The sequence below is a fragment of the Streptomyces changchenzhani genome (assembly GCF_039766235.1).
Classification (GTDB): Bacteria; Actinomycetota; Actinomycetes; order Streptomycetales; family Streptomycetaceae; genus Streptomyces.
Genome location: NZ_JBDHNH010000011.1, coordinates 158,580 through 181,112, shown reverse-complemented (window position 1 = coordinate 181,112; position 22,533 = coordinate 158,580). Strand labels below are relative to the sequence as shown.

At 69.2% G+C, this 22,533-nt stretch carries 19 protein-coding genes; 11 read left to right on the top strand and 8 right to left on the bottom strand.

The window, feature by feature from the left end; all coding sequences use genetic code 11:
- Position 1: 1 nt before the first annotated feature.
- Positions 2–924 (bottom strand): IS5 family transposase gene (locus ABCR94_RS31000; RefSeq protein ID WP_521976869.1). Its coding sequence is split into 2 segments (ribosomal slippage): positions 2–535 and positions 538–924, totalling 921 coding nucleotides; the frame shifts between segments, so codons are not numbered across the junction.
- An 88-nt stretch (positions 925–1,012) separates the two neighbouring features.
- Here ABCR94_RS31000 and ABCR94_RS30995 point away from each other — a divergent pair.
- A complete protein-coding gene (locus ABCR94_RS30995) occupies positions 1,013–1,435 on the top strand; it encodes a MerR family transcriptional regulator (protein WP_347123874.1) in 423 nt (140 codons plus the stop codon).
- Between the two features lie 288 nt (positions 1,436–1,723).
- Here ABCR94_RS30995 and ABCR94_RS30990 read toward each other — a convergent pair whose 3' ends face one another.
- Positions 1,724–1,858, bottom strand: coding sequence for a hypothetical protein (locus tag ABCR94_RS30990; RefSeq protein ID WP_347123872.1), 135 nt, complete (start codon positions 1,856–1,858; stop codon positions 1,724–1,726).
- On the opposite strand from ABCR94_RS30990, the gene ABCR94_RS30985 reads away from it, so the two are divergent.
- The 3 genes from ABCR94_RS30985 to ABCR94_RS30975 all read left to right on the top strand — a co-directional run bounded on the left by ABCR94_RS30985 (position 1,857) and on the right by ABCR94_RS30975 (position 6,844).
- Positions 1,857–2,441: a DinB family protein gene (locus tag ABCR94_RS30985; protein ID WP_347123870.1), complete on the top strand. Its 585-nt coding sequence runs from the start codon at positions 1,857–1,859 to the stop codon at positions 2,439–2,441. The two genes, ABCR94_RS30990 and ABCR94_RS30985, sit on opposite strands and share 2 nt — an antisense overlap.
- A gap of 46 nt (positions 2,442–2,487) precedes the next feature.
- Positions 2,488–3,308, top strand: a protein-coding gene (locus tag ABCR94_RS30980) for an IS5 family transposase (protein ID WP_521978218.1) whose coding sequence is annotated in 2 segments (ribosomal slippage) — positions 2,488–2,830 and positions 2,830–3,308 — 822 coding nt in all. Because the reading frame shifts where the segments join, the coding sequence is not laid out codon by codon here.
- A 1,268-nt stretch (positions 3,309–4,576) separates the two neighbouring features.
- Positions 4,577–6,844, top strand: a complete 2,268-nt coding sequence (locus ABCR94_RS30975) for a (Fe-S)-binding protein (protein ID WP_347123868.1) — start codon at positions 4,577–4,579, stop codon at positions 6,842–6,844.
- Positions 6,845–6,926: 82 nt separating this feature from the next.
- Here the strand turns inward: ABCR94_RS30975 and ABCR94_RS30970 are convergent, their stop codons facing one another.
- The 6 genes from ABCR94_RS30970 to ABCR94_RS30945 are packed head-to-tail and all read right to left on the bottom strand — an operon-like array spanning position 6,927 to position 12,955.
- Positions 6,927–8,066, bottom strand: coding sequence for a 2Fe-2S iron-sulfur cluster-binding protein (locus ABCR94_RS30970; RefSeq protein WP_347123866.1), 1,140 nt, complete (start codon positions 8,064–8,066; stop codon positions 6,927–6,929).
- Positions 8,067–8,104: 38 nt separating this feature from the next.
- On the bottom strand, positions 8,105–8,608 hold the full coding sequence (gene paaD / locus ABCR94_RS30965) for a 1,2-phenylacetyl-CoA epoxidase subunit PaaD (RefSeq protein ID WP_521978269.1): 504 nt from the start codon (positions 8,606–8,608) through the stop codon (positions 8,105–8,107).
- Positions 8,602–9,393, bottom strand: coding sequence for a 1,2-phenylacetyl-CoA epoxidase subunit PaaC (gene paaC / locus ABCR94_RS30960; protein WP_347123864.1), 792 nt, complete (start codon positions 9,391–9,393; stop codon positions 8,602–8,604). The genes paaD and paaC overlap by 7 nt, the downstream gene beginning before the upstream one ends.
- Entirely contained in the window at positions 9,383–9,688 is a 306-nt protein-coding gene (gene paaB / locus ABCR94_RS30955) for a 1,2-phenylacetyl-CoA epoxidase subunit PaaB (RefSeq protein WP_347123863.1), read from the bottom strand. Before paaB ends, paaC begins: the two co-directional genes overlap by 11 nt.
- Positions 9,685–10,737, bottom strand: a complete 1,053-nt coding sequence (gene paaA / locus ABCR94_RS30950; RefSeq protein ID WP_521978215.1) for a 1,2-phenylacetyl-CoA epoxidase subunit PaaA — start codon at positions 10,735–10,737, stop codon at positions 9,685–9,687. The genes paaB and paaA overlap by 4 nt, the downstream gene beginning before the upstream one ends.
- Before the next feature lies 1 nt (position 10,738).
- Positions 10,739–12,955 (bottom strand): MMPL family transporter, encoded by a 2,217-nt coding sequence (locus tag ABCR94_RS30945; RefSeq protein WP_347123861.1) that lies wholly within the window; start codon positions 12,953–12,955, stop codon positions 10,739–10,741.
- A 263-nt stretch (positions 12,956–13,218) separates the two neighbouring features.
- Between ABCR94_RS30945 and ABCR94_RS30940 the strand changes: the two genes are divergently transcribed.
- The 7 genes from ABCR94_RS30940 to ABCR94_RS30910 all read left to right on the top strand — a co-directional run bounded on the left by ABCR94_RS30940 (position 13,219) and on the right by ABCR94_RS30910 (position 22,533).
- Entirely contained in the window at positions 13,219–14,283 is a 1,065-nt protein-coding gene (locus ABCR94_RS30940; protein WP_347123860.1) for a class-II aminoacyl-tRNA synthetase family protein, read from the top strand.
- On the top strand, positions 14,280–14,522 hold the full coding sequence (locus ABCR94_RS30935; protein WP_347123858.1) for an acyl carrier protein: 243 nt from the start codon (positions 14,280–14,282) through the stop codon (positions 14,520–14,522). The genes ABCR94_RS30940 and ABCR94_RS30935 overlap by 4 nt, the downstream gene beginning before the upstream one ends.
- Positions 14,522–16,057 (top strand): class I adenylate-forming enzyme family protein, encoded by a 1,536-nt coding sequence (locus ABCR94_RS30930; RefSeq protein ID WP_347123856.1) that lies wholly within the window; start codon positions 14,522–14,524, stop codon positions 16,055–16,057. The genes ABCR94_RS30935 and ABCR94_RS30930 overlap by 1 nt, the downstream gene beginning before the upstream one ends.
- 16 nt (positions 16,058–16,073) lie before the next feature.
- On the top strand, positions 16,074–17,318 hold the full coding sequence (locus ABCR94_RS30925; RefSeq protein ID WP_347123854.1) for an alpha/beta fold hydrolase: 1,245 nt from the start codon (positions 16,074–16,076) through the stop codon (positions 17,316–17,318).
- Positions 17,315–18,520 (top strand): SDR family oxidoreductase, encoded by a 1,206-nt coding sequence (locus ABCR94_RS30920; RefSeq protein ID WP_347123853.1) that lies wholly within the window; start codon positions 17,315–17,317, stop codon positions 18,518–18,520. The genes ABCR94_RS30925 and ABCR94_RS30920 overlap by 4 nt, the downstream gene beginning before the upstream one ends.
- Positions 18,521–18,650: 130 nt before the next feature.
- Positions 18,651–20,243 carry an AMP-binding protein gene (locus ABCR94_RS30915; protein WP_347123852.1) on the top strand — a complete coding sequence of 531 codons (1,593 nt, stop codon included), beginning with the start codon at positions 18,651–18,653 and terminating at the stop codon, positions 20,241–20,243.
- Position 20,244: 1 nt separating this feature from the next.
- On the top strand, positions 20,245–22,533 hold the full coding sequence (locus tag ABCR94_RS30910; RefSeq protein ID WP_347123850.1) for an anthranilate synthase component I: 2,289 nt from the start codon (positions 20,245–20,247) through the stop codon (positions 22,531–22,533).

Sequence of the window (22,533 nt, the reverse complement as noted above, 5' to 3'; positions counted from 1 at the left end):
TCTAGGCAGTGTCTGATGGCTCTTTGATGAGGTCGCGGAGCCAGATGACGATGGCTGCGGTGGCCAGGGTGCCGTTGAAGATGTAGTCGCGTTTGTCGTACCGAGTGGCGACGGCCCGGTGTTGTTTCAGTTTGCCGATGGTGCGTTCGACGGTGTTGCGTCGGCGGTACTGGTCGCGGTCGAAGGCTGGTGGACGTCCGCCGGCCCGGCCGCGTCGGTGGCGGTTCGCGCGCTGGTCGTCGGGCTGCGAGATCGTTGCTTTGATCCCGCGTCTGCGCAGGTAGACGCGGTTGGCGCGGCTGGAGTACGCCTTGTCGCCGCGGGCCCGGTCCGGTCGGGTGCGGGGACGCCCGGTCCCGGTGCGGGGCACGTTCAGGGCGTGCATGAGCGGGATGAACATCGGGCTGTCCCCGCGCTGACCGGGCGAGGTCAGCCAGACCAGAGGCCGGCAGCGGTCGTCGGCCAGCAGGTGGATCTTGCTGGTCAGTCCGCCCCGGGAGCGTCCCAGGGCCTCACGCCCATCTTCGTCCACACGAATGCCGCCCCTTTTTCAGGATGGTCGGTCGGAGGAGTATGCCGGGCTCCAGCCGCGTGCTGGTGGGCCCGGCATGTCGTTGAGTCGACGTTCACCGCCCACTCGCCGTCTGTATCCAAAGCGGTGGCATCCGCGCCGGCCTGTAAGGCACGCAGGATCTTTGACCAGGTGCCGTCGGCCGACCAACGGCGGTGTCGCTCGTAGGCGGTCTGCCAGGTTCCGTAGCGTTCAGGCAGGTCACGCCAGGGAATCCCGGTCCGTGTCCGGTAGAACACACCGTTGACCACGGTGCGGTGATCGGCCCACCGTCCACCCGGCCCGCCGATTTCCGGCAGCAGCGGAGCTATCCGCTCCCACTGAGCATTTGTCAGTTCATGCCGACGCACCATGACCGACTCCTGCCCTGAACAGCGATAGATCCACCGCCCGGACAAGAGCCATCAGACACTGCCTAGGTCAAGCCGTAGGCTGAGCTGCATGTCGACTACCGAAACCCGTGCGGAACCACTGAGTATCGGCGAGGTGGCCGAGAGGACCGGACTCAGCGTGCATGCACTGCGCTTCTACGAGTGCGAGGGCCTGTTGGTCGGACCGGTCCAACGCACCACAGGCGGCCGACGGCGCTACACCGCAGTCGATGTCGACTGGCTGTTGATCTGCGTCAAGCTGCGTGAATCCGCGATGCCGCTGGCCGACCTCAAACGATTCGCCGAGCTGGTGCGGCGCGGTGCGGGCAACGAGGCGGAACGGCTACAGCTCCTGGACGCCCATCAGCAGCGCGTCGAGGCACAGATCCAGGCTCTGAAGGAATGCCGTTCAGTCATAGCCTGGAAGGTCGACATCTACGCCGAGCACCTCGCCCGCGGCGAGGCCAGCGGACTCTGGGACCCGGCGGTCTGAGGCAAGGACGGTCGCCTCTTTTCTGCCTGCCCGACGCGGCCATCAACGTTGCGCCTTGTAACGGCGAGCCACTCGGTCACCGGAAAGCCAAAAATCGCGATTTCCCAGTGAGTTCGCTATCGCAAAGCGGCAGAGATATTCTGGTTGGCACCTCGCCAGATCGCTAGCATGAACTGCTAGTTGCAATCGGATGTGCATCTGGTTCCACCCGAAACTGTGGCCAACGGCGCTCACAGTCCAAGGGGGGATTGAGTTTGTACGTGGAAGGCGCTGTGGTAAGAGGTTGTCTCACGTGGCAAGTTTCGCGAGCTTCTTGTAGCAGGTCAGGGCGGCGGCCATGGCCAGGCCTCGGCTCTGCCAGTCGTTGCGGACCACGTACGGATCTTGAGACCACGAGCAGCCCATGGCAGGCTCATGCCGCATGATCGATAAATTCGCGAAGGACAACCTGCACGGGAGACTGCGGCGGGACCGCAAGGCGCTGCTCTGGAAACTCGACGGCTTGTCCGAATACGACGCCCGCCGACCTTTGACAGTGACCGGGACCAACCTCCTCGGCCTGGTCAAACACGTGGCCACCGTCGAGGCCAGGTACTTCGGCGAGGTCTTCGACCGCCCTTCCCCGGAACCGCTGTGCCGGTGGCAGGACTACAACGGCAGCGATCTGTGGGCGACCGAGGACGAGACCCGCGATCAGATCATCGGGTTCTACCGGCGCACGTGGGAACACTCGGACGCGACGATCAACGAGCTTCCCCTCGACACCCCCGGCCACGTGCCGTGGTGGCCGGAGCCCCATCCCAACACGAACCTGTTCGCCATCATGGTCCATGTCCTCGGCGAATCCATCCGGCATGCCGGGCACGCCGATATCCTGCGCGAGGGCCTCGACGGCCGGACCGGGTTGCGCGCCGAACACGAGCAGCAGATCGACGAGGAAGCCCGTGCAGCCTACTGCGCGAAGATCGAGCAGGCCGCCAGGTCGGCCGCACCAATCAAGGCTTAGAGGTTGTCTCACGTGACTTTGATGTTCGTGCGGCATGATGCCGGTCGTGGGTGCTGATCTATCGAAGCGTCTGGTTCCTGATGAACTCTGGGAGCTGGCCGCCCCGTTGCTGCCGTCGTTCGCTGCTCGTCCGCAAGGTGGTGGGACCGCACCGTGTGACGAGCGGGCCGTGTTCACGGCAGTGGTGTACGCGCTGACCAGCGGCTGTGCCTGGCGGCATCTGCCGCCGACGTTCGACACGTCGCCCGCCACCGCGCATCGCCGCTTCACGGTATGGACCGAGGCCGGCCTGTGGCGTCGGCTGCACCGGGCGGTGCTGGACGAACTCGGGGCCCGGGGCGAGGTGGACTGGACCTCGGCGATCGTCGACGCGGCCTCCGTTCGCGCCAAAAGGGGGGATCGCTGACCGGGCCGAACCCGGTCGATCGCGGCAAGAAGGGCAGCAAGCTGCACGTGCTGTCCGATGCCCAGGGCATCCCGTTCGCCGTCGCCGTGTCCGGCGCGAACATGCACGACGGCCTCGCCCTCAAGCCGCTCATCCGCGGCATACCCGCCGTCCGGTCCCGCCGGGGACCACGGCGGCGCCGACCCGTCAAACTCCGCGCGGACAAGGCGTACTTCTCCGCCGAACACCTGGCCTGGCTGCGCGAGCGCGGGCCCGTCGCGCGCATCGCGCGGCCCGGCATCGAGTCCGGCGAACGCCTCGGTCGGCACCGCTGGAAGATCGCACGGTCGATCGCTTGGCTCTTCGGCTACCGCCGCCTCACCGTCCGATACGAACGAAAGGGCTCGCACTTCCTCGCCTTCCTCAGCCTGGCCGCCGCCGCCCTGACCTGCTACAAGAAGCTCGCGAAACTTGCCACGTGAGACACCCTCTAAGTCGGACTCGCTGCACGGCCGCCGTGCAGCGGGCGCTCGGCACACCTCCTACGGCAGCGGAGAACCCCGCAACCCGGTAGAGGGTGTAGCCAGGAGACTCCACCTCGCCGCGTGGACGCACTGACGATGGACGGCGGCATGCCGCTCACGCAGGTACTTCCAGGACATCCCCGTCGTGCACCCCGCCACGCCCCGGGCATGAAAAAACCCCAGGTCACGGCGAGTGAGTCCTGGGGTTCTTCCGGAGCCGCCTTCGGGATTCGAACCCGAGACCTACGCATTACGAGACCGTGAGCGATCATGCCGCCGGATGCCGCGTGATGCCGTCGGGTGATGTCGTGCCTGATCAGAGCACATGTGACGGGTTGACCCCTGCTACCTCGTGATGCACTGTCCAAAGGCATCCGGCCACCGGCTGGCCACCGAGCCGGGCCCAGCAGGCGACAAGACGCCGTATCGATAGGGTTGTCAGACTCCTACAGACCGCACCGTGTACCCCTCCTCCGGCCAGCCCCGTACCTGCTCGTGCCGCTGCCGGCAGGAGCGGCGGGCGGGACTCTGCGACGTGACGCCCTGCCGACACAGCCACTACCTCACCCAACGCCCTGACCTCTAGGCAGCGCCCATCCGCCGTCACGCCCCGAGCACGCGGGGGGGGCACGATGGGCGAGGCGGCGCATCACGCTTGTAGGCCGCAGGCCGTTCTCCACCTGGAGGAGGAAGGACACCGGGGAATTACTGAGAGCCTCGTCGCGCTGCTTGCTGATCTGCCGCTGGTAGCCCACCAGGCCGAAAGTGAGGCCGAGGGCGGAGGCGTAGGGCAGCCCGCGGAGGCAAGCATCCGCCGCGCACCTTCACGGCCGATGTCGTCGATCAGGGAGGCGGACTCGATCGTGCCTTCCCGACCCGCGTTCCAGCGCGGGCCTACTCGGTGACCTGTCGATCACTCGGGAAGGTACGCCCTTTCACGTCCCACCCGAGGCCGATCCAAAGGTCTTGAGCATTGCTCCCGCCGCGCCCGATGGCGTCGAGCCCAGCCGCGACCAGAGAGCGGTTGGTGGTGCAGCCGGTGCCGACCTAGTCGTCGCCCGGTTGTCAGCGACGCAGATCACTACGTACACGGGTGTGTCGCCGCAGAGAGGGGCGGTACTCTCGTGCGAGCTCGATAAGTTACCGATTGGTAATCTCCGGGCGCCCGCCCGCGATTCGCACATCTACGTCCGTCAACCCCACCGGGACCGGTTCGAGGAGCCCCCATGCAACTCGCAGCGATCGTCGTTTCGCTGACACTCAGCGCGGTCGGCATTGCGTTGTTCGTGCGCGCCTTCGTGCACTTCTTCCGTTTCTTCCGGCTGGGTGCGCCGTTGCCGGAGAATGCGGATCGTCTGGACAATCCGTGGCAGCGGAGTGTGACGCTGGTCAAGGAGTTCCTGGGCCATACGCGGATGATGCAGTGGGGACTGGTGGGCTTTGCCCACTGGTTCGTCGCGCTGGGCTTCTACACGCTGTTCCTGACGATCCTGAACGCGTATGGGCAGTTGTTCAAGCCGGACTGGAAGCTGCCGGTCGTCGGTGGCTGGCTGCCGTACGAGATGTACATCGAGTTCATCGGTACCGGCACCACGCTCGGCATCGTGATCATGTTCGTGATCCGCCAGTTGAGCCTGCCGACCCGGCCGGGCCGCAAGTCCCGCTTCGCGGGATCGAACCGGGCCCACGCCTACTTCGTCGACATCGTCATCTTCCTCATCGGTTTCTCGGTGATGACGCTGCGCGGCCTGGAAGGCGTGCTGCACCACGCGGACTACGGCCCGGACAACTACGTCTCCTACGGCCTGACCCTCCTCTTCGAGGGCGTCAGCAACGCCAATGTGGAGACCCTGGTCTACTTCTTCGCCATGCTCAAGCTGGGCGCGTCCTTCATCTGGATGATCACGGTCAGCCTGAACCTCGACATGAGCATCGCCTGGCACCGCATACTCGGCTTCCCGAACATTTGGTTCAAGCGGGAATCCTCCGGCCGCACCGCGCTCGGTGCACTGCAACCGATGGCTTCGGGCGGCAAGGAGATCGACTGGGAGGACCCGGCCGAGGACGCGGTGTTCGGCGTCAGCCAGGTCGAGCAGTTCTCCTGGAAGGGCCTCCTCGACTTCTCCACGTGCACCGAGTGCGGTCGCTGCCAGTCGCAGTGCCCCGCCTGGAACACCGGCAAGCCGCTCTCCCCGAAGCTCCTGATCATGTCGCTGCGCGACCACGCGCACGCCAAGGCCCCGTACCTGCTCGCCGGTGGCGGCAAGGACGCCGAGGGCAACGAGAAGGCGACCGATGAGCAGCTGGCGAACGTACCCGCAGCGGCCCTCGCCGAGGCCGAGCGCCCGCTGATCGGCACGCTCGAAGAGAACGGCGTCATCGACCCGGACGTCCTGTGGTCCTGCACGAGCTGCGGCGCGTGCGTGGAGCAGTGCCCGGTCGACATCGAGCACATCGACCACATCGTCGACATGCGCCGCTACCAGGTGATGATCGAGAGCTCGTTCCCGTCCGAGGCCGGGACGATGCTCAAGAACCTGGAGAAGAAGGGCAACCCCTGGGGTCTCGCCAAGAAGGCGCGGGTGGAGTGGACCAAGGAGGTCGACTTCGAGGTCCCGATCGTCGGCAAGGACCTGGAGGACCTCGGCGAGGTCGAGTACCTCTACTGGGTCGGCTGCGCCGGCGCCCTCGAAGACCGCGCCAAGAAGACCACCAAGGCCTTCGCCGAACTCCTCCACATCGCGGGCGTCAAGTTCGCGATCATGGGCGGCGACGAGAAGTGCACCGGTGACTCCGCCCGCCGCCTCGGCAACGAGCCGCTGTTCCAGCAGCTCGGCCAGGAGAACGTCTCGATGCTGAACATGGCGTACGGCGAGGACGACGAGGACCCGTCGACGAAGAAGCCGAAGGCGTCGAAGAAGATCGTCGCCACTTGCCCGCACTGCTTCAACACCATCGCCAACGAGTACCCGCAGCTCGGCGGCGAGTTCGAGGTCATCCACCACACCCAGTTGCTCCAGCACCTCATCGACGAGGGCAAGCTGATCCCGGTGACGCCGGTCGAGGGCCTCATCACGTACCACGACCCCTGCTACCTGGGCCGTCACAACAAGGTCTACACGCCGCCGCGCGAGATCATGTCCGCCGTCCCCGGCCTGCGCCAGCAGGAAATGCACCGCCACAAGGAACGCGGCTTCTGCTGCGGCGCCGGCGGTGCGCGGATGTGGATGGAGGAGCGGATCGGCAAGCGCATCAACAACGAGCGCGTCGACGAGGCTCTCTCCCTCAACCCGGACATCGTGTCGACGGCGTGCCCGTTCTGCCTCGTCATGCTGACCGACTCGGTCAACGGCAAGAAGAACGACGGCAAGGCCAAGGAGTCCCTGACGGTCGTCGACGTGGCACAGCTGCTGCTCGACTCGGTGAAGACCCCGGCCGACCCGGCCGCTTCGGAGGAGTCCGAGGACGCGCCGGAGCCCGAACCCGCCGCATAACAGGCCGCCGGACGCCCCGCTCCAAGAGACTGGGCCGGAACCGCATGTTGCGGTTCCGGCCCAGTCTTTGTGCCTCGTGTGCTTACGCGTCGAAGTCCAGCCGTAAGTGGTCCGACGCCGGACGGGCCTGGCACGGCAGCGTGTAGCCGGCGTCCTGTTCCTCCTGGGTGAGCGCGTAGCGCCGGGCGAGTACGACCTTGCCGTCGACCACCCGCGCCCGGCACGAGCCACACAGACCGTCGCGGCACGAGTACGGGGTCTCCGGCCGGTACCGCAGTACCGCCGCGAGGAGCGAGGGGTCCTGTGGGGTCATCTCGGCCTCGGTGCTGCGGCCGTGCAGCTTGGCCGTGATCCGGGCCCCGCCGCCGTCGCCCGCAGCCGTGTCCTGGCGGGCCGTCCGGTCCTGTGCGTCCGGGTCCGTCGTGAACAGTTCCCTGCGTACGCGGGACGGGACGGCGCCCAGCTCCCGCAGCACCTCGTCCACCGATTCCACCAGGCCCCACGGACCGCAGAGGTAGAAGTGCGTGCGGGCATCGCCCGGTTCGGCGCCGAGCCCGGTCAGCAGGAACGGCAGCTTCGTGGCGTCGATCCGGCCGGACAGTACCTCCGACTCGCGCTCCTCCCCGGACAGAACGTGCAGGACGAAGAACCGGCCGGTGTGGCGGTCCTTGAGGTCCGTCACCTCCTCGGCGAGGAGGGTCGAGCGCGCCGTGCGGTTGGCGTAGATGAGCGAGACCTTGCACTGCGGGTCGTCGCGCAGTGCAACGGCCGCCATGCTCAGCAGTGGGGTGATTCCGCTGCCGCCGCCGATCAGTACGTGGTGCGCGCCGGGCCGGTCCGCGAGCGTGAAACTGCCCTTCGGCGGGCTGGCTTCAAGGGTGTCGCCCACGGTGAGCCGCGTGACGGCGTACTCACCGAAGCCGCCCGGCCCCAGCTGTTTGACGACGATGCGCAGCGTCCCCGGCCGCGCGGAGCCGGGCGGCCCGCAAATCGAATAGCTGCGCCGGATCTCCTCGCCCGCGCCCGCGCCGCCGAGACGGTGGCGTACGGCGATGTGCTGGCCGGGACGGTGGGTGAAGGTGGCGGCCAGCCCGTCGGGGACCTTGAGGGTGACGGCCACGGCGGTTTCGGTGAGCCGGTCCACCCGGTGCACCGGCAGCGCGTGGAAACCGGGTCCGGTCAGGACCGGCTCCGGCGGCCGGTGCCGGTCGGGGCTCTGCATTCGCTCTATGAGGGTACGGACAGCTCCGTCTCGTGGTGTCATATCGCCTTCATGTGGCCGAAGGTCTCCCGGCAGGAGAGACACACCAGCATGGACTGGCAGCGCGTCACCCCAAAGGGGCTCTGCGGCCGGGTGGCCGTCGAGCCGCAGTGCGGGCAGACCACGCCGGTGCCGAGCCGCAGGTCAAGCGGCGCGGTCCGGCTGCCCGGTGGTGAGATACCGTTCTCGGCGAGCTTGCGCCGACCGTCGGCCGTGATCCAGTCGGTCGTCCAGGCAGGCGCGAGGACGGTCCGCACCCGCCCGTCCGGATGCCCGCAGCGGGCGAGTTCGACCCTGATCTCCGCCACGATGGTATCCATGGCGGGGCAGCCGGTGTAGGTGGGCGTGACAGTGACCTCCACGGTCCCGTCAGGGCCCGTCGTCACATGACGCACCACCCCCAGCTCCCCGAGAGTGATCAACGGAAGCTCCGGGTCCGACACCGCGCAGACTCGCTCCCGTACCTGCTCGGGAGCCAGCCGCTCGCGTACTGCCGTCACCAGGTGCCTCCGGGGTGCTGCCGGTGCACCGCCTGGAGTTCGGCCACCAGTGGCCCGAACCCCTCGGTATGCAGGCCGTCCCGGCCACCGCGGGCGTGCCAGGTGGTCTTGGGCAGGGTCAGCCCGGCCCGGGCGAGAACGCCGCCGACGGCCGCGTCCCACTCCGCCCGCAGCCCCGCCGGGTCAACGGCGACACCTTCCGCCGCGAGCCGTGCGGTCACCGCGTCCGTCGCGAACAGCTCGGTGGTGTACGGCCAGACCTGTTCCAGGCCCGCCTGCATCCGGCGGTGGCTCTCCTCGGTTCCGGTGCCGAGCCGGACCGTCCACTGCTCGGCGTGCATGCAGTGGTAGGCGGACTCCTGGACGGCCTTTCCGGCGAACGCGGCGAGTGCTGAGTCCGCAGAATCGGTGAGCGCGGTGTACAGCAGCCTGGTGTGATGCGTGAGGCAGAGCTGACGCACGAGGGTGAGCGCATAGTCCCCGTTGGGGATCTCCACGAGCAGCACATTGCGGAATTGCCGCTCGGTGCGGGTGAACGCGAGGGTGTCCTCGTCACCGTGTCCGGTCAGCTCGGCGGAGTACGAGAGTAGGGTGCGGGCGTGGCCGAGGAGGTCCAGCGCGATGTTCGACAGCGCCAGGTCCTCCTCGATGGAGGGCGCCCTGGTCACCCAGGCGGAGAGCCGCTGGCAGAGGATCAGAGCGTCGTCGCCCAGGGCGAGCGCGTACTGCGCGGTGTCGCTCTCCAGCACGGAGGTGTCCGGCAGCGCGGTCAAGGTGTCAGTGGCCATGGTCGCTTCCACCCGCCGGGGCCGCGTACTGCTCGGAGAGCCGGTACGGCTTGCCCGTGCCGTTGCTGAACAGCGGCTCCTTCTCGTCCGGCGCGGTGGCCCGGATGTCCGAGGAGCGGACCACCCAGATCGACGACGGTTCCCCGCGCCGTGTGTACAGATCGCGCGCGTTGGCCATCGCCAGGTCGGCGTCGGAGCCGAGTACCGAGCCGACGTGCTGGTGCCCCAGGCCGCGGCGGGTTCTGACGAAGACCTCCCACGGCGTCTCGGCCCTCGTGGTCGTGTACGTACTCATGACGGTGTCCCCCTGCTCTGGTCGGCGGCCGGTGCGGTCCCACGGGCCCCCTCGGGTGTGTCCCCCTGCGTTGTCCGTTCCGCTTCGCGCCGGGCGGCCGCGACGGCGGCCTCCCGTACCCAGGCGCCGTCCTCGTGCGCGGCGACCCGGTGTACCAGGCGCTGCCGCGCGCACTGGGAGTCGTCCGAGAGCACCTCGCGGTACTGGTCCCAGCTGACGGGCGTGAAGTCGTAGTGCCCGCGTTCGGGGTTCCAGCCGATGGCCGGGTCGGGCAGGCTCAGGCCCAGCTCCTCGGCCTGCGGCACGCAGATGTCGACGAACCGCTGGCGCAGCTCGTCGTTGGGGTGCCGCTTGATGCCCCAGGCGATGGCCCGCTTGGTGTGCGCCGCCCCGAAGGAGGCGGCGCGGTCCTTGCTCGCCGGGGTGTCCGGCGGGCCGAACATCAGCACCACGGCAGGCAGCCACCAGCGGTTCACCGCGTCCTGTGCCATCTGCCGCTGCTCGGGCGTGCCCTTGCACAGCGCGCGCAGGGAATCGAAGCCCTGGCGTACGTGAAAGGTCTCCTCCTGGCAGATGCGCAGCATGGCGCGGGCGTACGGCCCGTAGGACGTGCGGCACAGCGGCACCTGGTTGATGACGGCGGCGCCGTCCGTCAGCCAGGCGATGGCCCCGGTGTCCGCCCAGGTGAGCGCCGGGTGGTTGAACGTGCCCGCGTAGCGCTGGCTGCCGCTGTGCAGGGCATCGAGCAGCTCGCCGCGGCTGACGCCGAGGGTCTGCGCCGCCGCGTAGAGGTAGAGCCCGTGCCCCGCCTCGTCCTGCACCTTTGCAAGGAGTACGGCCTTGCGGCGCAGCGAGGGGGCGCGGGCGATCCAGGCGCCCTCCGGCTGCATGCCGATGATCTCCGAGTGGGCGTGCTGGCCGATCTGTCGTATGAGCATGCGCCGGTAGCCGTCCGGCATCCAGTCGTGCGGCTCGACCCGTTCGTCGTTGCGGAGCAGCTCCTCGAAGCGCTCCTCCAGGCGCTCGGCAAGCGCGGTGTCAGCGGTCAAGTCAGGCCTCCCGTCCGGTGGAGACGGTCTCGCGTCCGGCGCCTGCGGCCGCGGCAGGCTCGTCCCGCTCCTGGAGTCCGCTCAAGAAGCGCTCGTGGAACCGGCGCAGCGGACCCGGCGCCCACCAGTTGGCCTTGCCGAACAGCGCCATCAGCGACGGCACCAGGAGTGCGCGTACGAGGGTGGCGTCGATGATGACCGAGACGGCCGTGCCGAAGCCGAGCTGCTTGATGAAGACCAGCCGGGACAGCACCAGCGCGCCCATCGGGATACAGAAGAGCACCGCGGCCAACGTGACCGTGCGGCCGACCTTCTCCAGGCCGCTGGCGATGGCCTCGCGGTCCGGCAGCCCGTGGTCCACGCCCTCCTTGATGCGGGAGAACAGGAAGACCGTGTAGTCGGTGGACATCGCCAGAGCCACCGCCAGCAGGATGATGAGCATCGTCGGCTGGAGCGCGCCCTGGGTGGTGAAGTCGAAGAGACCCGCCAGGTTGCCGTCCTGGAAGACGAAAATGAGCAGGCCGAGGGTGCTGGCGAGGGTGAGCAGGTTGGTGATGACCGCCTTCAGCGGGAGCACCACTGAGCCGGTCATCGCGAAGAGGATGAGCAGCGTGGTGAGCGACATCAGGGCGATACTCAGCGGCAGATGGTCGCCGAGGCTGCTCATCATCGCCTCATAGAGCGCGGTGTTGCCGGTGGTCACCGTCGGGTACGGGGCGTCCACGCCCTGGACCGCATCCAGGGTGTCCTGGGCCTGAAGCGACAACGGGGCGTCCTTGAGGGCCAGTTGGGTCTCCCACATGCCGTCGCCGATCGGGCGCGGCGACGTCACGGCGGCGACGCCGTCGAGCCCTGCGAGCTGCTCACGGTAGGCGGTGAGACCGGCACCCGCGTCCTTCGGTGCCTTGGAGATGAGGTGGACCGGCGACTGGAGCGAGCCGGGGTAGTCCTTCTCCAGCGTCGCGTACACCCGGCCCGCGTCAGAGTCCGCGGGCATCGAGGCGGAGTCGATGCCGGTGAACTTGATGCCGAAGGCGGGCAGTGCGAGGACCACGAGCACCGCGCTCGCGGCCACCGCGGCGCTCACCGGGCGGCGCATCACGCCGTGCGAGAAGCGGTACCAGCGGCCGCCGGACTCGTTGCCCGCGCTGCGCTCCTGGGTGTGCTGCCAGCGCTTGGGCGCCCACTTGTTGATGCGCCCGCCCAGCACGGCGAGCAGCGCCGGCAGCCCGATCAGCGCGAAGATCAGCGCACCGAGGGCGGTGGCGATACCGGCGATGCCCATCGTGTAGAGGAACCGCTGCGGGAAGACGAGCAGCGAGGCCAGCGCCACGGCGACGGTCAGGCCGCTGAACAGGACGGTGCGGCCGGCCGTGCGCATGGTCCGGCCGACGGCCCCGAGGGAGTCGTGACCGGCCCGCAGCTCCTCACGGAAGCGGGAGATGATCAGCAGGCTGAAGTCGATGGACAGGCCGATGCCGAGCGCCATCACCAGGTTGAGGGAGAAGATCGAGAGGTCGAGCACGGTCATCACCGCGCCGAGCACGCCCAGCGCCACGGCGATGGAGACGAGGGCGCCGCCCAGCGGGATCAGCGCCGCGATCACGCCACGGAAGATGAAGAGCAGCAGGATCAGCAGGATCGGGAAGGCCAACGTCTCGGCCCTGCCGAGGTCCTCGCTGGAGATCGAGCTGGCCTCGACGTTCGAGACGGTCGGGCCGCCGAGGGTGACGCTGTCACGCAGCTGCTTGTCCGCTTCGAGGGTGTCCTGGGTCTCGGTGACTGCCTTGGTGACAGCGCCGCCCGGCGTGAACCCCTTGACGGAGGCGACGAAGTAGGTGCTCCGGCCGTCCTTCCGTACCATCGCGGGGTTCTTGGCCGAGACGAAGTCCGCGACGCCCGTGACCTCCGGCCGCCCCTTGATCAGGTCGACCGCGTCCCGCAACTGCTCCGGCCGCTCGGCGGACTGGGGGTCGAGGGGCTTGTCCAGCTCAACGAGGACGACATAGCCCTGTTCGAGGTTGGCGCCGGTGGCCTTCTCCACGTCTTCGAGGACCTGGACGGCGGCCGACTCCGAGTCGTCGTAGTCGTCCACGCCCATGGTCATGGACGCCATCTGGGATCCGCCGCCCGCCAGACAGACGAGCGTGAGGAGTCCGACCGTCCAGAGCAGACGCCGCGGTCCCCTCTCCAGCAGGTTCAACAGTCTTTTCAACACTTCGCAAACTCCCTTTCACGGGGGGGCAGGGCTGAGGGCGTGACATCCCCGTGGGTGAAGGAGGTCGCCGGACCGACCGCGCAATCCACGGCAGGGCTATGGGGTACGCCACACCGTCATTTCTGACGGGCGAGGGATTGCCGGGGCGGTGTACCGAACTCTGTCTGTTGTGCGTGCCGCTTCGGCGCGCAGTCCCCGTGCCGAGCCCCGCTGAGCGCTCGCGGCCATCGTCTGCCCCTCCCGCCAGGAAGGACCGCGCCACCATGTCTTCTGACGTCCGCGCACGCACTGCCACGCCGCCGCCCGAGGGGGACAACGGTGTGGACCCCGCGTTGCGACCCTGGCTTTCGGCGCTGCGCGAGTTGGTGCCGATGCCGGACCGGTTCCGGGAGTTGCGGGTGGGCCGGGATGAGGCGCGTGCACTGCTCGGCTGCAAGGACGAACTCCTCGACCGGCTCGCGGCGGGCGGCCTCGCCCACCAGGGATCCGGCGCCGGCCTCTGCTTCGACTACCACGACTTGGCGAACACGGCCCTCTACTCCGGCGCCACCACCAGCGTCCCGCTGGCCGGGCAGCGGATGATGCTCCGGTTCGCCTCGGGCACCCCCGGCACCTGGACCCCGCCGCGCCACTGGACGCTGGACTGGCGACTGCGCTGCCGCAACCCCCAGTGCCCCGGCGGCACCTGGCGGATCGCGCTGCCCACGCCTGAGGTATTCGGCGGCAGCATCGACGCGCTGGAGTGCGAGCGGCCCGCGGTGCGCGAGGACGGCGAACTCGTCGTGCAGAACGCCGCGTCGCTGCGTCTGACTGGCCGGGTCACCACCTCCGGGTGGCGCGCCCCGCTGCTCTCGGCCACCGCCCGGCACCATTTCGACGCGCTGGTGGGCGAGTTGCGCGACGGCCCCTACCGCTTCCAGTGGATGCATCCGCAGCTGCGCACCGACCCGGTCGAGACCAAACGGCTCGGGGTCATGGACTGCACGGTCTGCTCCCTGGAACTCCAGCGCAGGGCGGAGGCGGACGGGCTCACCACCCGGACCCGCCGCGGCCGCTACCTGGGGGTGCTCGACGCCGAGCACGCCTGGTGCGAAGTCCTCGATGAGGACGGCGTGTTCAAGCCCGTCGACCCGGTCTTCGCGGTCCTCTCCGAGCGGCATCGGCCGCCCCACGAGGAGTTCTCGGATTTCTGCGCCGGCTCCGTCCCGAGCCGGTTTCTGCCCTGGTCCGTACCGGCCGGCGGCGCGCTGGCCGTGCACGACTGTCCCGTCGGCGACGGGGCCTGGGACAACACCTTCAGTGGCACCACAGCGAAAGGCAACGCATGAGCACTGTACGAGAGATGCTCGTCGAACTCACCGGCATGACGGAGTTCGGCGGCGAGATCACAGACGACGCCAACCTCAGTGCGAGCGGCGTCGACTCGGGTGACCTGGTCCGCCTGATCCTGCTCATCGAGGAACGCACCGGCGTGGAGGTCACCGCGGAAGACATGGACGACCTGTCCTCCATCTCCGACTACGAGCGCATGATCGCCGCGCGCCGTGCGGCAGAGGGAGCCGCCTGATGTGGCTCAGCCAGGTCCTGCATCGCAACCAGCAGTGCTTCGGGGACCGCACGGCGCTGATTGACGCCGAACGCTCAGTGAACTGGGCCGAGTTGGAGGAGAGTACGACCAGGCTCGCCCTCGGTCTCGCGTCACTCGGCGTCTCCAAAGGTGACCGGGTCGCCGTCCTTTCCCTGGACCGCATCGAGGTCATCGAGTCGTACTTCGCGCTGGCCAAGCTCGGCGCGCTGTTCGTGCCGCTGAACCACAGCCTGACGTCGACCGAGGTGACTGGCATGGTACGGCGCACCGGGGTCAGCGTGATCCTCGGTGAGGCCGCGCTGCTGGAGCGCCACCCTGGGCTGCCGGTGCGGCTGCGCCTCGCGGTGGACGGCCCGGAGTATGCGAAGCTGACCGCCCCCCAGACCAATGACACCGGCGCCGTGGAGGACGCAGACGCCTTCCGGCTCCCGGACGTGGCCGACAGCGACCTCGCCGCGATCCTGCACACCTCAGCCACCACCGGGCAGGCCAAGGGCGTCACCGTCGACTACGACTCGTTCCGCGGCATCTCACTCGGCTGGCTCGCCGCGGCGGCGCCGGCCGACGACATGGTGCTGGTCAACTGCTGCCCGCTCTACCACGGCAGCATCACGGTCACCCTCGCCTACCTGGCGGCGGGCGCCACCGTCGTGGTGCTGCCGGGCTTCACACCGCAGCGGGCGCTCGCGGCGATGGAGCAGCACCGTGCCACGCACGTCTGGCTCGTCCCGCAGATGCTCGGCTTCCTGCTGCAGAGCAAGGGCATGGCCAGCACCGACCTCGGCTCCCTGCGCGAGGTGCTGTACGGGGCGGCGCCGATGCCCACCGAGCTTCACGCCGAGGCCACCGAGCGGCTCGACTGCGGCTTCCGGCAGGTGTACGGCATGACCGAGGTGGGCGGCCCGTTCGCCACCCTCGGTCCGGGCGACCACCTCGTCGTCGGCCCCGACGCGCCGCTGCCCGCGGGGCGGGTCATCCCTGGCATGTCGGTACGGGTTCTCGACGAGGCGGGCGAGGAACTGCCGCGTGGCGCCGTCGGCGAGATCACCGTGCGCGGCCCCGGGCTGATGCGCGGTTACTGGAACAACCCGGCCGCCACCGAGGAGATCACCGTCGACGGTTGGATCCGCACTGGTGACCTCGGCCGCCTCGACGAGACGGGACTCATTCACCTCGTCGACCGGCGCAAGGACATGATCCTGCGCGCCGGGCAGAACGTGTACCCCGCCGAGATCGAACGCGCGCTGCTCACGCACCCGCTGGTGCGCGACGCGGCCGTGGTCGGTGTCCCGGACGCGGACTACGGCGAGGTGCCGAAGGCATACGTCGTCGCCGGCCCCGCCGAGGCGGACGACACCACGGCCGACGGCGCACCGACCGCCACCCGGGCTGAACTGATGGCCCACCTCGCCGAGCGTCTCGCGCCGTACAAACGCCCCCGGCATCTGGAGTTCATCGACCAAGTGCCCCGTAGCCCCGCTGGAAAGATCCTCAAAAAAATGCTGCGCGCCTGAGCTGGAAGGAAACGCCATGACCAGCGCACGGACGCTCGACCTGCGCTATACCGCGGAGCGCACGCTTCGCGTCTCGGATGACACCGAGCTCTACTACGAGATCCAGGGGGACGAGGGCCCGCACCTCACCCTGGTGAACAACTTCTTCATCATCGCCCCGATGTGGCGCAACTTCACCGCCGAACTGGCCAAGCGGAACCGGGTCCTCACCTACGACCTGCGAAACCAGGGCGCCTCCTCGGTCTCCCCGGAGATGACCTGGGACGACCACGTCGAGGACCTGCGGGTGCTGCTCGACGGCCTCGGTATCGAACGCACCCACCTGCTCGGCACCTCCGTCTCCGGCTTCATCTGCCGGGACTTCGCCGCCCGTTACCCGGAGCGCGTGGACGGACTGATCCTCACGGGCCCGTCCTGCACACCCTCGGACGGCATCCGGCGGCGGGCCACCGAGCGCGCCTGTATCAACTCCCTCGCGCTGGGCGGCACCGAGGGCCTCTGGGACCACCTGTACTCGGTCGTCTTCAGCGAGGCGGCGATGCGCGAGATGGGGACCACCGGCTATCTCGGGCTGCGGTCGGCGTTCACCGCCATCCACCCGCCGGACCCGATGCTCACCAACCTCAAGTGCGCCACCCAGGTCACCGACGGGCCCGAGCTCCTTGCCGCCATCAAGCAGCCGACGCTGCTGCTGCTCGGCGACAAGGACGACATGTGGAACGAGAGGCTCGGCGCGGAGGCCGGGCGGCTCATCGAGAACTCCGAGGTCGAGTGGATGCACGACGTCGGCCACCTCCCGTACATGGAGGACGGCGACGGCTTCCAGGCCCGGGTCCAGCGCTTCCTAGACTCGCTCCTGGCCCGCGAGGCGGCCGTGGCCCCGCAGACCGGTGACGACCAGGCCTCGGCCTCGGCCGACGGTCCCGCCGCCGAGGACACGGCCGGAAGCGTCGCCGCACCGGCCGCCGACTTGGCGGGCGACGACGCGCTGCTTGCCGCGCTCTGCACGCTGCTGCGCGAGGTCGTCGCCGACCGGGCCGACCTGCCCGCGACGGGTCTCGCCGAGACCCCGCTGAACAGCATCGGCCTGGAGTCCTGGGCTTTCACCCTGCTCCTCGGCCGGATCGAGGAGGAGCTGTCCGTCGAGTGGGACATGGACGTCCCACCAGAGGTCTTCGAAAGCGTCGGCTCCATCGCGGCCCACCTGCGCGCCCACCACAACCCCACCCCGCCCAACACCTCCCAGGAGTCCGCACAGTGACCGCGACCACCACTCCCGCCGTACACGTCATCACCGGGGCTACCGGTTTCGTCGGCGGCGCCTTCGCGCTGGAACTGCTCCAGCAGACCGCCGACCGTCTGGTGTGCCTGGTCCGCGGCGACAACGACGAGGCCGCGACCCGCCGCCTGCACGACGCCCTCGGCCATGCGGCCGAGATGTACGGCGTCCCGGGTCTGCTGCCCTCGATCCTGGAGCGCACCACGGCCGTCGCCGGTGACATGACGGACGAGGCGCTGCCCGAGTCCGCCGACCGGTTCCTGACCGCCGCGGAAGGCGAAGTGCCCGGCACGTTCTGGCACGTCGCCGCCTCCCTCAAGTACGAGGACCGGCACGCCGACGAGATCAACCTGATGAACGTGACCGGCACGCGCAATGTGCTGGCGCTCGCCAAGGCCCTCGGCAAGCCGGTGTTCAACCACGTCAGCACCGCCTACGTGGCGGGCAAGCGCACCGGCTTGATGCACGAGGAATTCCCCGGCAACACCGACTCGGCCAACAACGTCTACGAGGCCACCAAGACCATCGGCGAGCAGGAGGTCGCGGGCTCCGGTCTGCCGTGGCGAGTGCTGCGCCCGTCGATCGTCATCGGGCACTCCGGCACCGGCGCTGCCACCAGCTTCACCGGCATGTACGGCTTCGTCTCGTCCGCGCTGCGCTTCCGCAGGGCCGTGGAGAAGGAGTTCGGCAACCTGCTCCAGCACCGCCAGGTCCCGATCATCGCCGACCCGGACATCGAGTGCGACCTCGTCCCCGTCGACCTGGTGGCCAGGAACGCCGTCACCATCGGCCGTGAGGGCGCGCTGAGCACCGTCTACCACCTCAACAACGACGGTTCGCCGACGGTCGGCGAGGTCATCGAGGAGGTCTTCGCACTCACCGGACTGCGCAAGCCCCGCTTCGTCTCCAACCGGGGGCTGCTCACCGCGATCGACCTGAAGCTCGACGAGGGCATCCAGTTCTATGCCTCGTACATGATCAACGGGAAGCGCTTCGACCAGACGAACACCGAGTCTGCCTGCGGCGAGGGCGCCCAGCGCTTCGATGTGGACCGTGCGGAGGTCCGCCGCTTCGTGCAGTGGTACCTGGACCGCATCGAGTCCGACGGCCGCAGCTCGGCTCCGGCCCGCGCCGCCTTCGCGTTCTCGCGCGCGCCCCAGCTGGCCACTACTACCGGCGGCTGATCAGCTCCCCGCGCCGACGGCGTGTCCCCGACCGCCGTCGGCGCCCGGTGCCCGCACTCCGCCGTACGCCGACCACCCGCATCCGAGACGCCGCACCGTCTCCAGCCCCCTCCAGGAGAGGAGACCGCACATGTACCTGCCCGACGATCTGCCGAAGCCCGGGAAGCTGTTCACGCTGGGTCTGATCACCCAGCAGGCCGCGAAGAAGCACCCCGACTCACTGTTCTACCTGGACCGGCCCTTCGACCTCGCACCCGGTCTTGGCCTGCGGCCGACCTACGCACAGGTCGCCGAGCTCGTCGAGGAAACAGCCGCCCGGCTGTACGCCGAGGGTGTGCGCCCCGGCGACACCGTGGCCGTCTTCAAGAGCCACAACGCCGACATTCTCTTCCTCGCCTGCGCCATCGGCCGGGTCGGTGCGGTTCCCGCGATGCTCGCGCCCTTCCTGGAGTGGCCGACCGTGGTGACGATGATGAGCCGGCTCAAGCCGGACCACTTCCTCACCGACCCGGCCACCCAGGCGCGCGCCGGGGAGCACTTCGAGGCGCTGCGCGAGCACGCCCCGTCCGTCCTGCTCACGCACGGCGAGCTGGCCGGGGTGACCTCGCTGGCCGCCACCGTGCCGGGCGAGGTCCCGCCGTACCCGGACATCCCGCACGACTCACCCGCTCTGATCACGCACACCTCCGGCACCACCGGGGTGCCCAAGCTGGTCGCCGCGGCGCGACGCGGCACGCAGCTGCCCATCAACACCCAGGCGCAGATGGCCAAGCTGCTGCGGTACCGCGAGACGTTCGCCATGTGCATCTCGTTCGTGCACGCACGCACCTACGCGGCGCTGGCCACCGCCCTCCAGCTCGGCATCGACATCGCGCCGCTCGCCGACGCGGACGTGGACAGCGTGCGCAAGGTGCTCTCCGAGTGCCGCCCGGGCTGTGTGGAGGCCCACCCCAACATGTACCTGCACTGGGAGGAGTTGGCCGGCATCCCGGACGGCCCCTTCGAGCGGGTGCGCATCTTCATGAGCACCTTCGACGCCATCCACCCGCGCAGCATCCGCACCCTGCTCGGGGCGAGCAAGCGGCGATCCCCGCTGTTCATCCAGTCCTACGGGCAGACCGAGACCGGCCCGGTCACCATGCGGATCTACACCCGCCGCAACATCCGCAAGGCGGACGGCCGTTGTGTCGGCTTCGTCTTCCCCGGCATGACCAAGGCCCGGATCCGGCCCCGCCCGCAGGACGAGGGGACCCGCAACGGCTATATCCAGGCCAAGTCCTCCGGTGTCGCCCTCACCTACGTCGGCCAGCAAGAGCTGTACGACGAGCGGTGCGAGGACGACTGGTGGAACCTCCAGGACATCGGTTACAAGACCCGCTGGGGCTGTGTGCACCTGCTGGACCGAGAGTTCGACCAGACGGACGGCCTGGAGAGTCTGCTGGCCGCCGAGGACTCCCTCATCGAGGCGCTCCCGGAGCTGACCGAGGCCGTCTTCATCCAGGTCGGCGACACCATACGGCCCGTGGTGAGCACCCGCCGGGACCTGCCGCTGGACCGTGCCTCCTGGAAGGCCGCCGTCGCGCACCTGCCCGCGCTGCCGGAGCCTGTGCACCTGGCCTGGGAGCACATGCCGCACACCGCCACCTGGAAGGTGAAGCGGAACGTACTCGCCGCCGGCCTGACGGACGGTTCGATTCCGGCTCTGGACGGAGTGCTGAGCTGACATGACCACCCATCCCCTGCCCGTTCCGCTCCCCCGGGAGTGGACCACTGGCGCCGGGGTGCGCGTGGAGCGCGCCCGTACCGCCGTCGACGGCGAGTCCGCCATGCGGGAGCTGGAGAGCGCACTGGACACCCGCAGGGGTGCCGTCCTCCGCTCCGACTACGAATCCCCCGGCCGCTACCGGCGGCACGCCGTCGGCTACATAGACCCGCCCGTCGAGATCGTGTTGCGCGGGCTGCGCACGGTAGAGGTCCGTGCGCTCAACGCGCGCGGCGAGGTGCTGCTGCCGGTGCTGCATCAGGCGGCACAGCGGGCCCTGCGTGAAGTCCGCGAACTCATTCCCCCCGACGGGCCCACCGGGGGCCGGGTATTCACCGGGCTGGTGCGCACCACGCTCGGCCAGGACATGTTGAGCGAGGAGGACCGGTCGCGACGGCCGGGCGCCTTCGACTTCGTCCGCGCGGTACGCGACGCGCTGTCCGGCCCCGCAGGGGACTTCCTCGGTCTTTACGGCGCCTTCGGCTACGATCTCGTGCTTGCCTTCGACCCTGTGCCGCTGCGGCAGCCCGGGCGCTCGGATCACGACCGCGATCTGGTGCTGCACCTGCCGGACGAGGTGATCGTCACCGACCCGGTGGCGGGCACCGCCTGGCGGCACACGTACGAGTTCACGGCCAAGGGCCGGAGCACGCACGGGCTGCCAAGGACCACGCCCGCGCAGCCGTTCCGTACCGGGAGCCCCACGGACGGCTCCATCGACGACCACGCCCCGGGCGAGTACGCCGCGCTGGTGAGCGCCGTACGTGAACGGTTCCGCGCGGGCGACCTGTTCGAGGTGGTGGCCAGCCGTACCTTCGACCGGCCCACGCCCTGCCCGCCCTCGGAGCTGTTCCGGGAACTGCGCACCCGCAACCCCTCGCCGTATCAGATGCTGATGAACCTCGGCGAGGGCGAGCACCTGGTGGGCACCTCGCCAGAGATGTTCGTCCGGGTGCACGCACAGCACACGGCCGACGGCACCGGCTGGCGCGTGGAGTCGGCGCCCGTCAGCGGCACGGCGGCCCGCGGTCGCGATGCCCTGGAGGACGCCGAACAGGTCAAGGCCCTGCTTACCTCCGAGAAGGAGGAAGCGGAGCTGACCATGTGCACCGACGTGGACCGCAACGACAAGTTCCGGGTGTGCGAGCCCGGCACCGTCCGCATCATCGGGCGCCGCCAGCTGGAGATGTACTCGACGCTGATCCACACCGTCGACCACGTCGAGGGTCTGCTGCGGCCGGAGCGTGACGCGCTGGACGCCTTCCTCAGCCACATGTGGGCGGTGACGGTCACCGGCGCACCCAAGCACGCGGCCGTCGCCTTCCTGGAGGAGCACGAGCGCTCCCCACGCCGCTGGTACGGCGGCGCCGTCGGCCGCATCGGCTTCGACGGCACCCTGGACACCGGCCTCACCCTGCGCACGGTGCAACTGCGCGACGGCCGCGCCCGGGTACGTACCGGGGCGACACTGCTCTACGACTCGGTGCCCGAGGCCGAGGAGCAGGAGACCGAGCTGAAGGCGAAGGCGCTCCTCGACGTGCTCGCCACCCTGTCCGGCTCCGGGGCGTCCCGCGTCTCCATGACGGACAGGGAGCCCCGCACGGCGGACGCGGACGGCTCCGCGTACCGCCCACGGGTGCTGCTCGTGGACCACCAGGACTCCTTCGTGCACACGCTGGCCGGCTACCTCCGGCAGGCGGGCGCCCGCGTCTCGACGTACCGCAGCGGTTTCGACAAGTCCCTTTTGGCGGAGGTCGATCCCGACCTGCTGGTCCTCTCGCCAGGACCTGGCCGCCCCCAGGACCACGACACGGCAGGCACCCTGCGCATCGCCGAGGATCACGGCATCCCGGTGTTCGGCGTCTGCCTCGGCATGCAGGCCATCGTGGAGTACCTGGGCGGGCATCTCGCCGTGCTCGACCACCCCTTCCACGGTAAGCCGTCGTCGGTCTCGGTGGTGGACGGCGGTGGGCAGCTGCTGCACGGTCTGCCGCCGCGGTTCACCGCCGGCCGCTACCACTCCCTGTACGCCGATACCAAGGCCCTGCCGCCCGGTCTGCGGGTCACCGCACGCTGCCCGGACGGGGTGGCCATGGCCGTCGAGCACGAGACCCGGCCGCTGGCGGGCGTGCAGTTCCACCCCGAGTCCCTGATGACGCAGTTCGACAACCACGGACAGCTGCTGATCGGCAATGTCCTTGCGCGACTCGCACGGCGGCCGCAGCCCGCCGGCAGCGTGCCCCTTGTGTGA

Bases quoted from the DNA above. Each gene is read 5' to 3' on its own strand.
- ABCR94_RS30925 (WP_347123854.1), top strand. From the start codon at position 16,074: ATGACCAGCGCACGGACGCTCGACCTGCGCTATACCGCGGAGCGCACG.
- ABCR94_RS30990 (WP_347123872.1), bottom strand. From the start codon at position 1,858: ATGCGGCATGAGCCTGCCATGGGCTGCTCGTGGTCTCAAGATCCGTAC.
- ABCR94_RS30970 (WP_347123866.1), bottom strand. From the start codon at position 8,066: ATGCAGAGCCCCGACCGGCACCGGCCGCCGGAGCCGGTCCTGACCGGA.
- ABCR94_RS30910 (WP_347123850.1), top strand. From the start codon at position 20,245: ATGACCACCCATCCCCTGCCCGTTCCGCTCCCCCGGGAGTGGACCACT.
- ABCR94_RS30915 (WP_347123852.1), top strand. From the start codon at position 18,651: ATGTACCTGCCCGACGATCTGCCGAAGCCCGGGAAGCTGTTCACGCTG.
- ABCR94_RS30930 (WP_347123856.1), top strand. From the start codon at position 14,522: ATGTGGCTCAGCCAGGTCCTGCATCGCAACCAGCAGTGCTTCGGGGAC.
- ABCR94_RS30975 (WP_347123868.1), top strand. From the start codon at position 4,577: ATGCAACTCGCAGCGATCGTCGTTTCGCTGACACTCAGCGCGGTCGGC.
- ABCR94_RS30995 (WP_347123874.1), top strand. From the start codon at position 1,013: ATGTCGACTACCGAAACCCGTGCGGAACCACTGAGTATCGGCGAGGTG.
- paaC (WP_347123864.1), bottom strand. From the start codon at position 9,393: ATGGCCACTGACACCTTGACCGCGCTGCCGGACACCTCCGTGCTGGAG.
- ABCR94_RS30940 (WP_347123860.1), top strand. From the start codon at position 13,219: ATGTCTTCTGACGTCCGCGCACGCACTGCCACGCCGCCGCCCGAGGGG.
- paaB (WP_347123863.1), bottom strand. From the start codon at position 9,688: ATGAGTACGTACACGACCACGAGGGCCGAGACGCCGTGGGAGGTCTTC.
- ABCR94_RS30985 (WP_347123870.1), top strand. From the start codon at position 1,857: ATGATCGATAAATTCGCGAAGGACAACCTGCACGGGAGACTGCGGCGG.
- ABCR94_RS30935 (WP_347123858.1), top strand. From the start codon at position 14,280: ATGAGCACTGTACGAGAGATGCTCGTCGAACTCACCGGCATGACGGAG.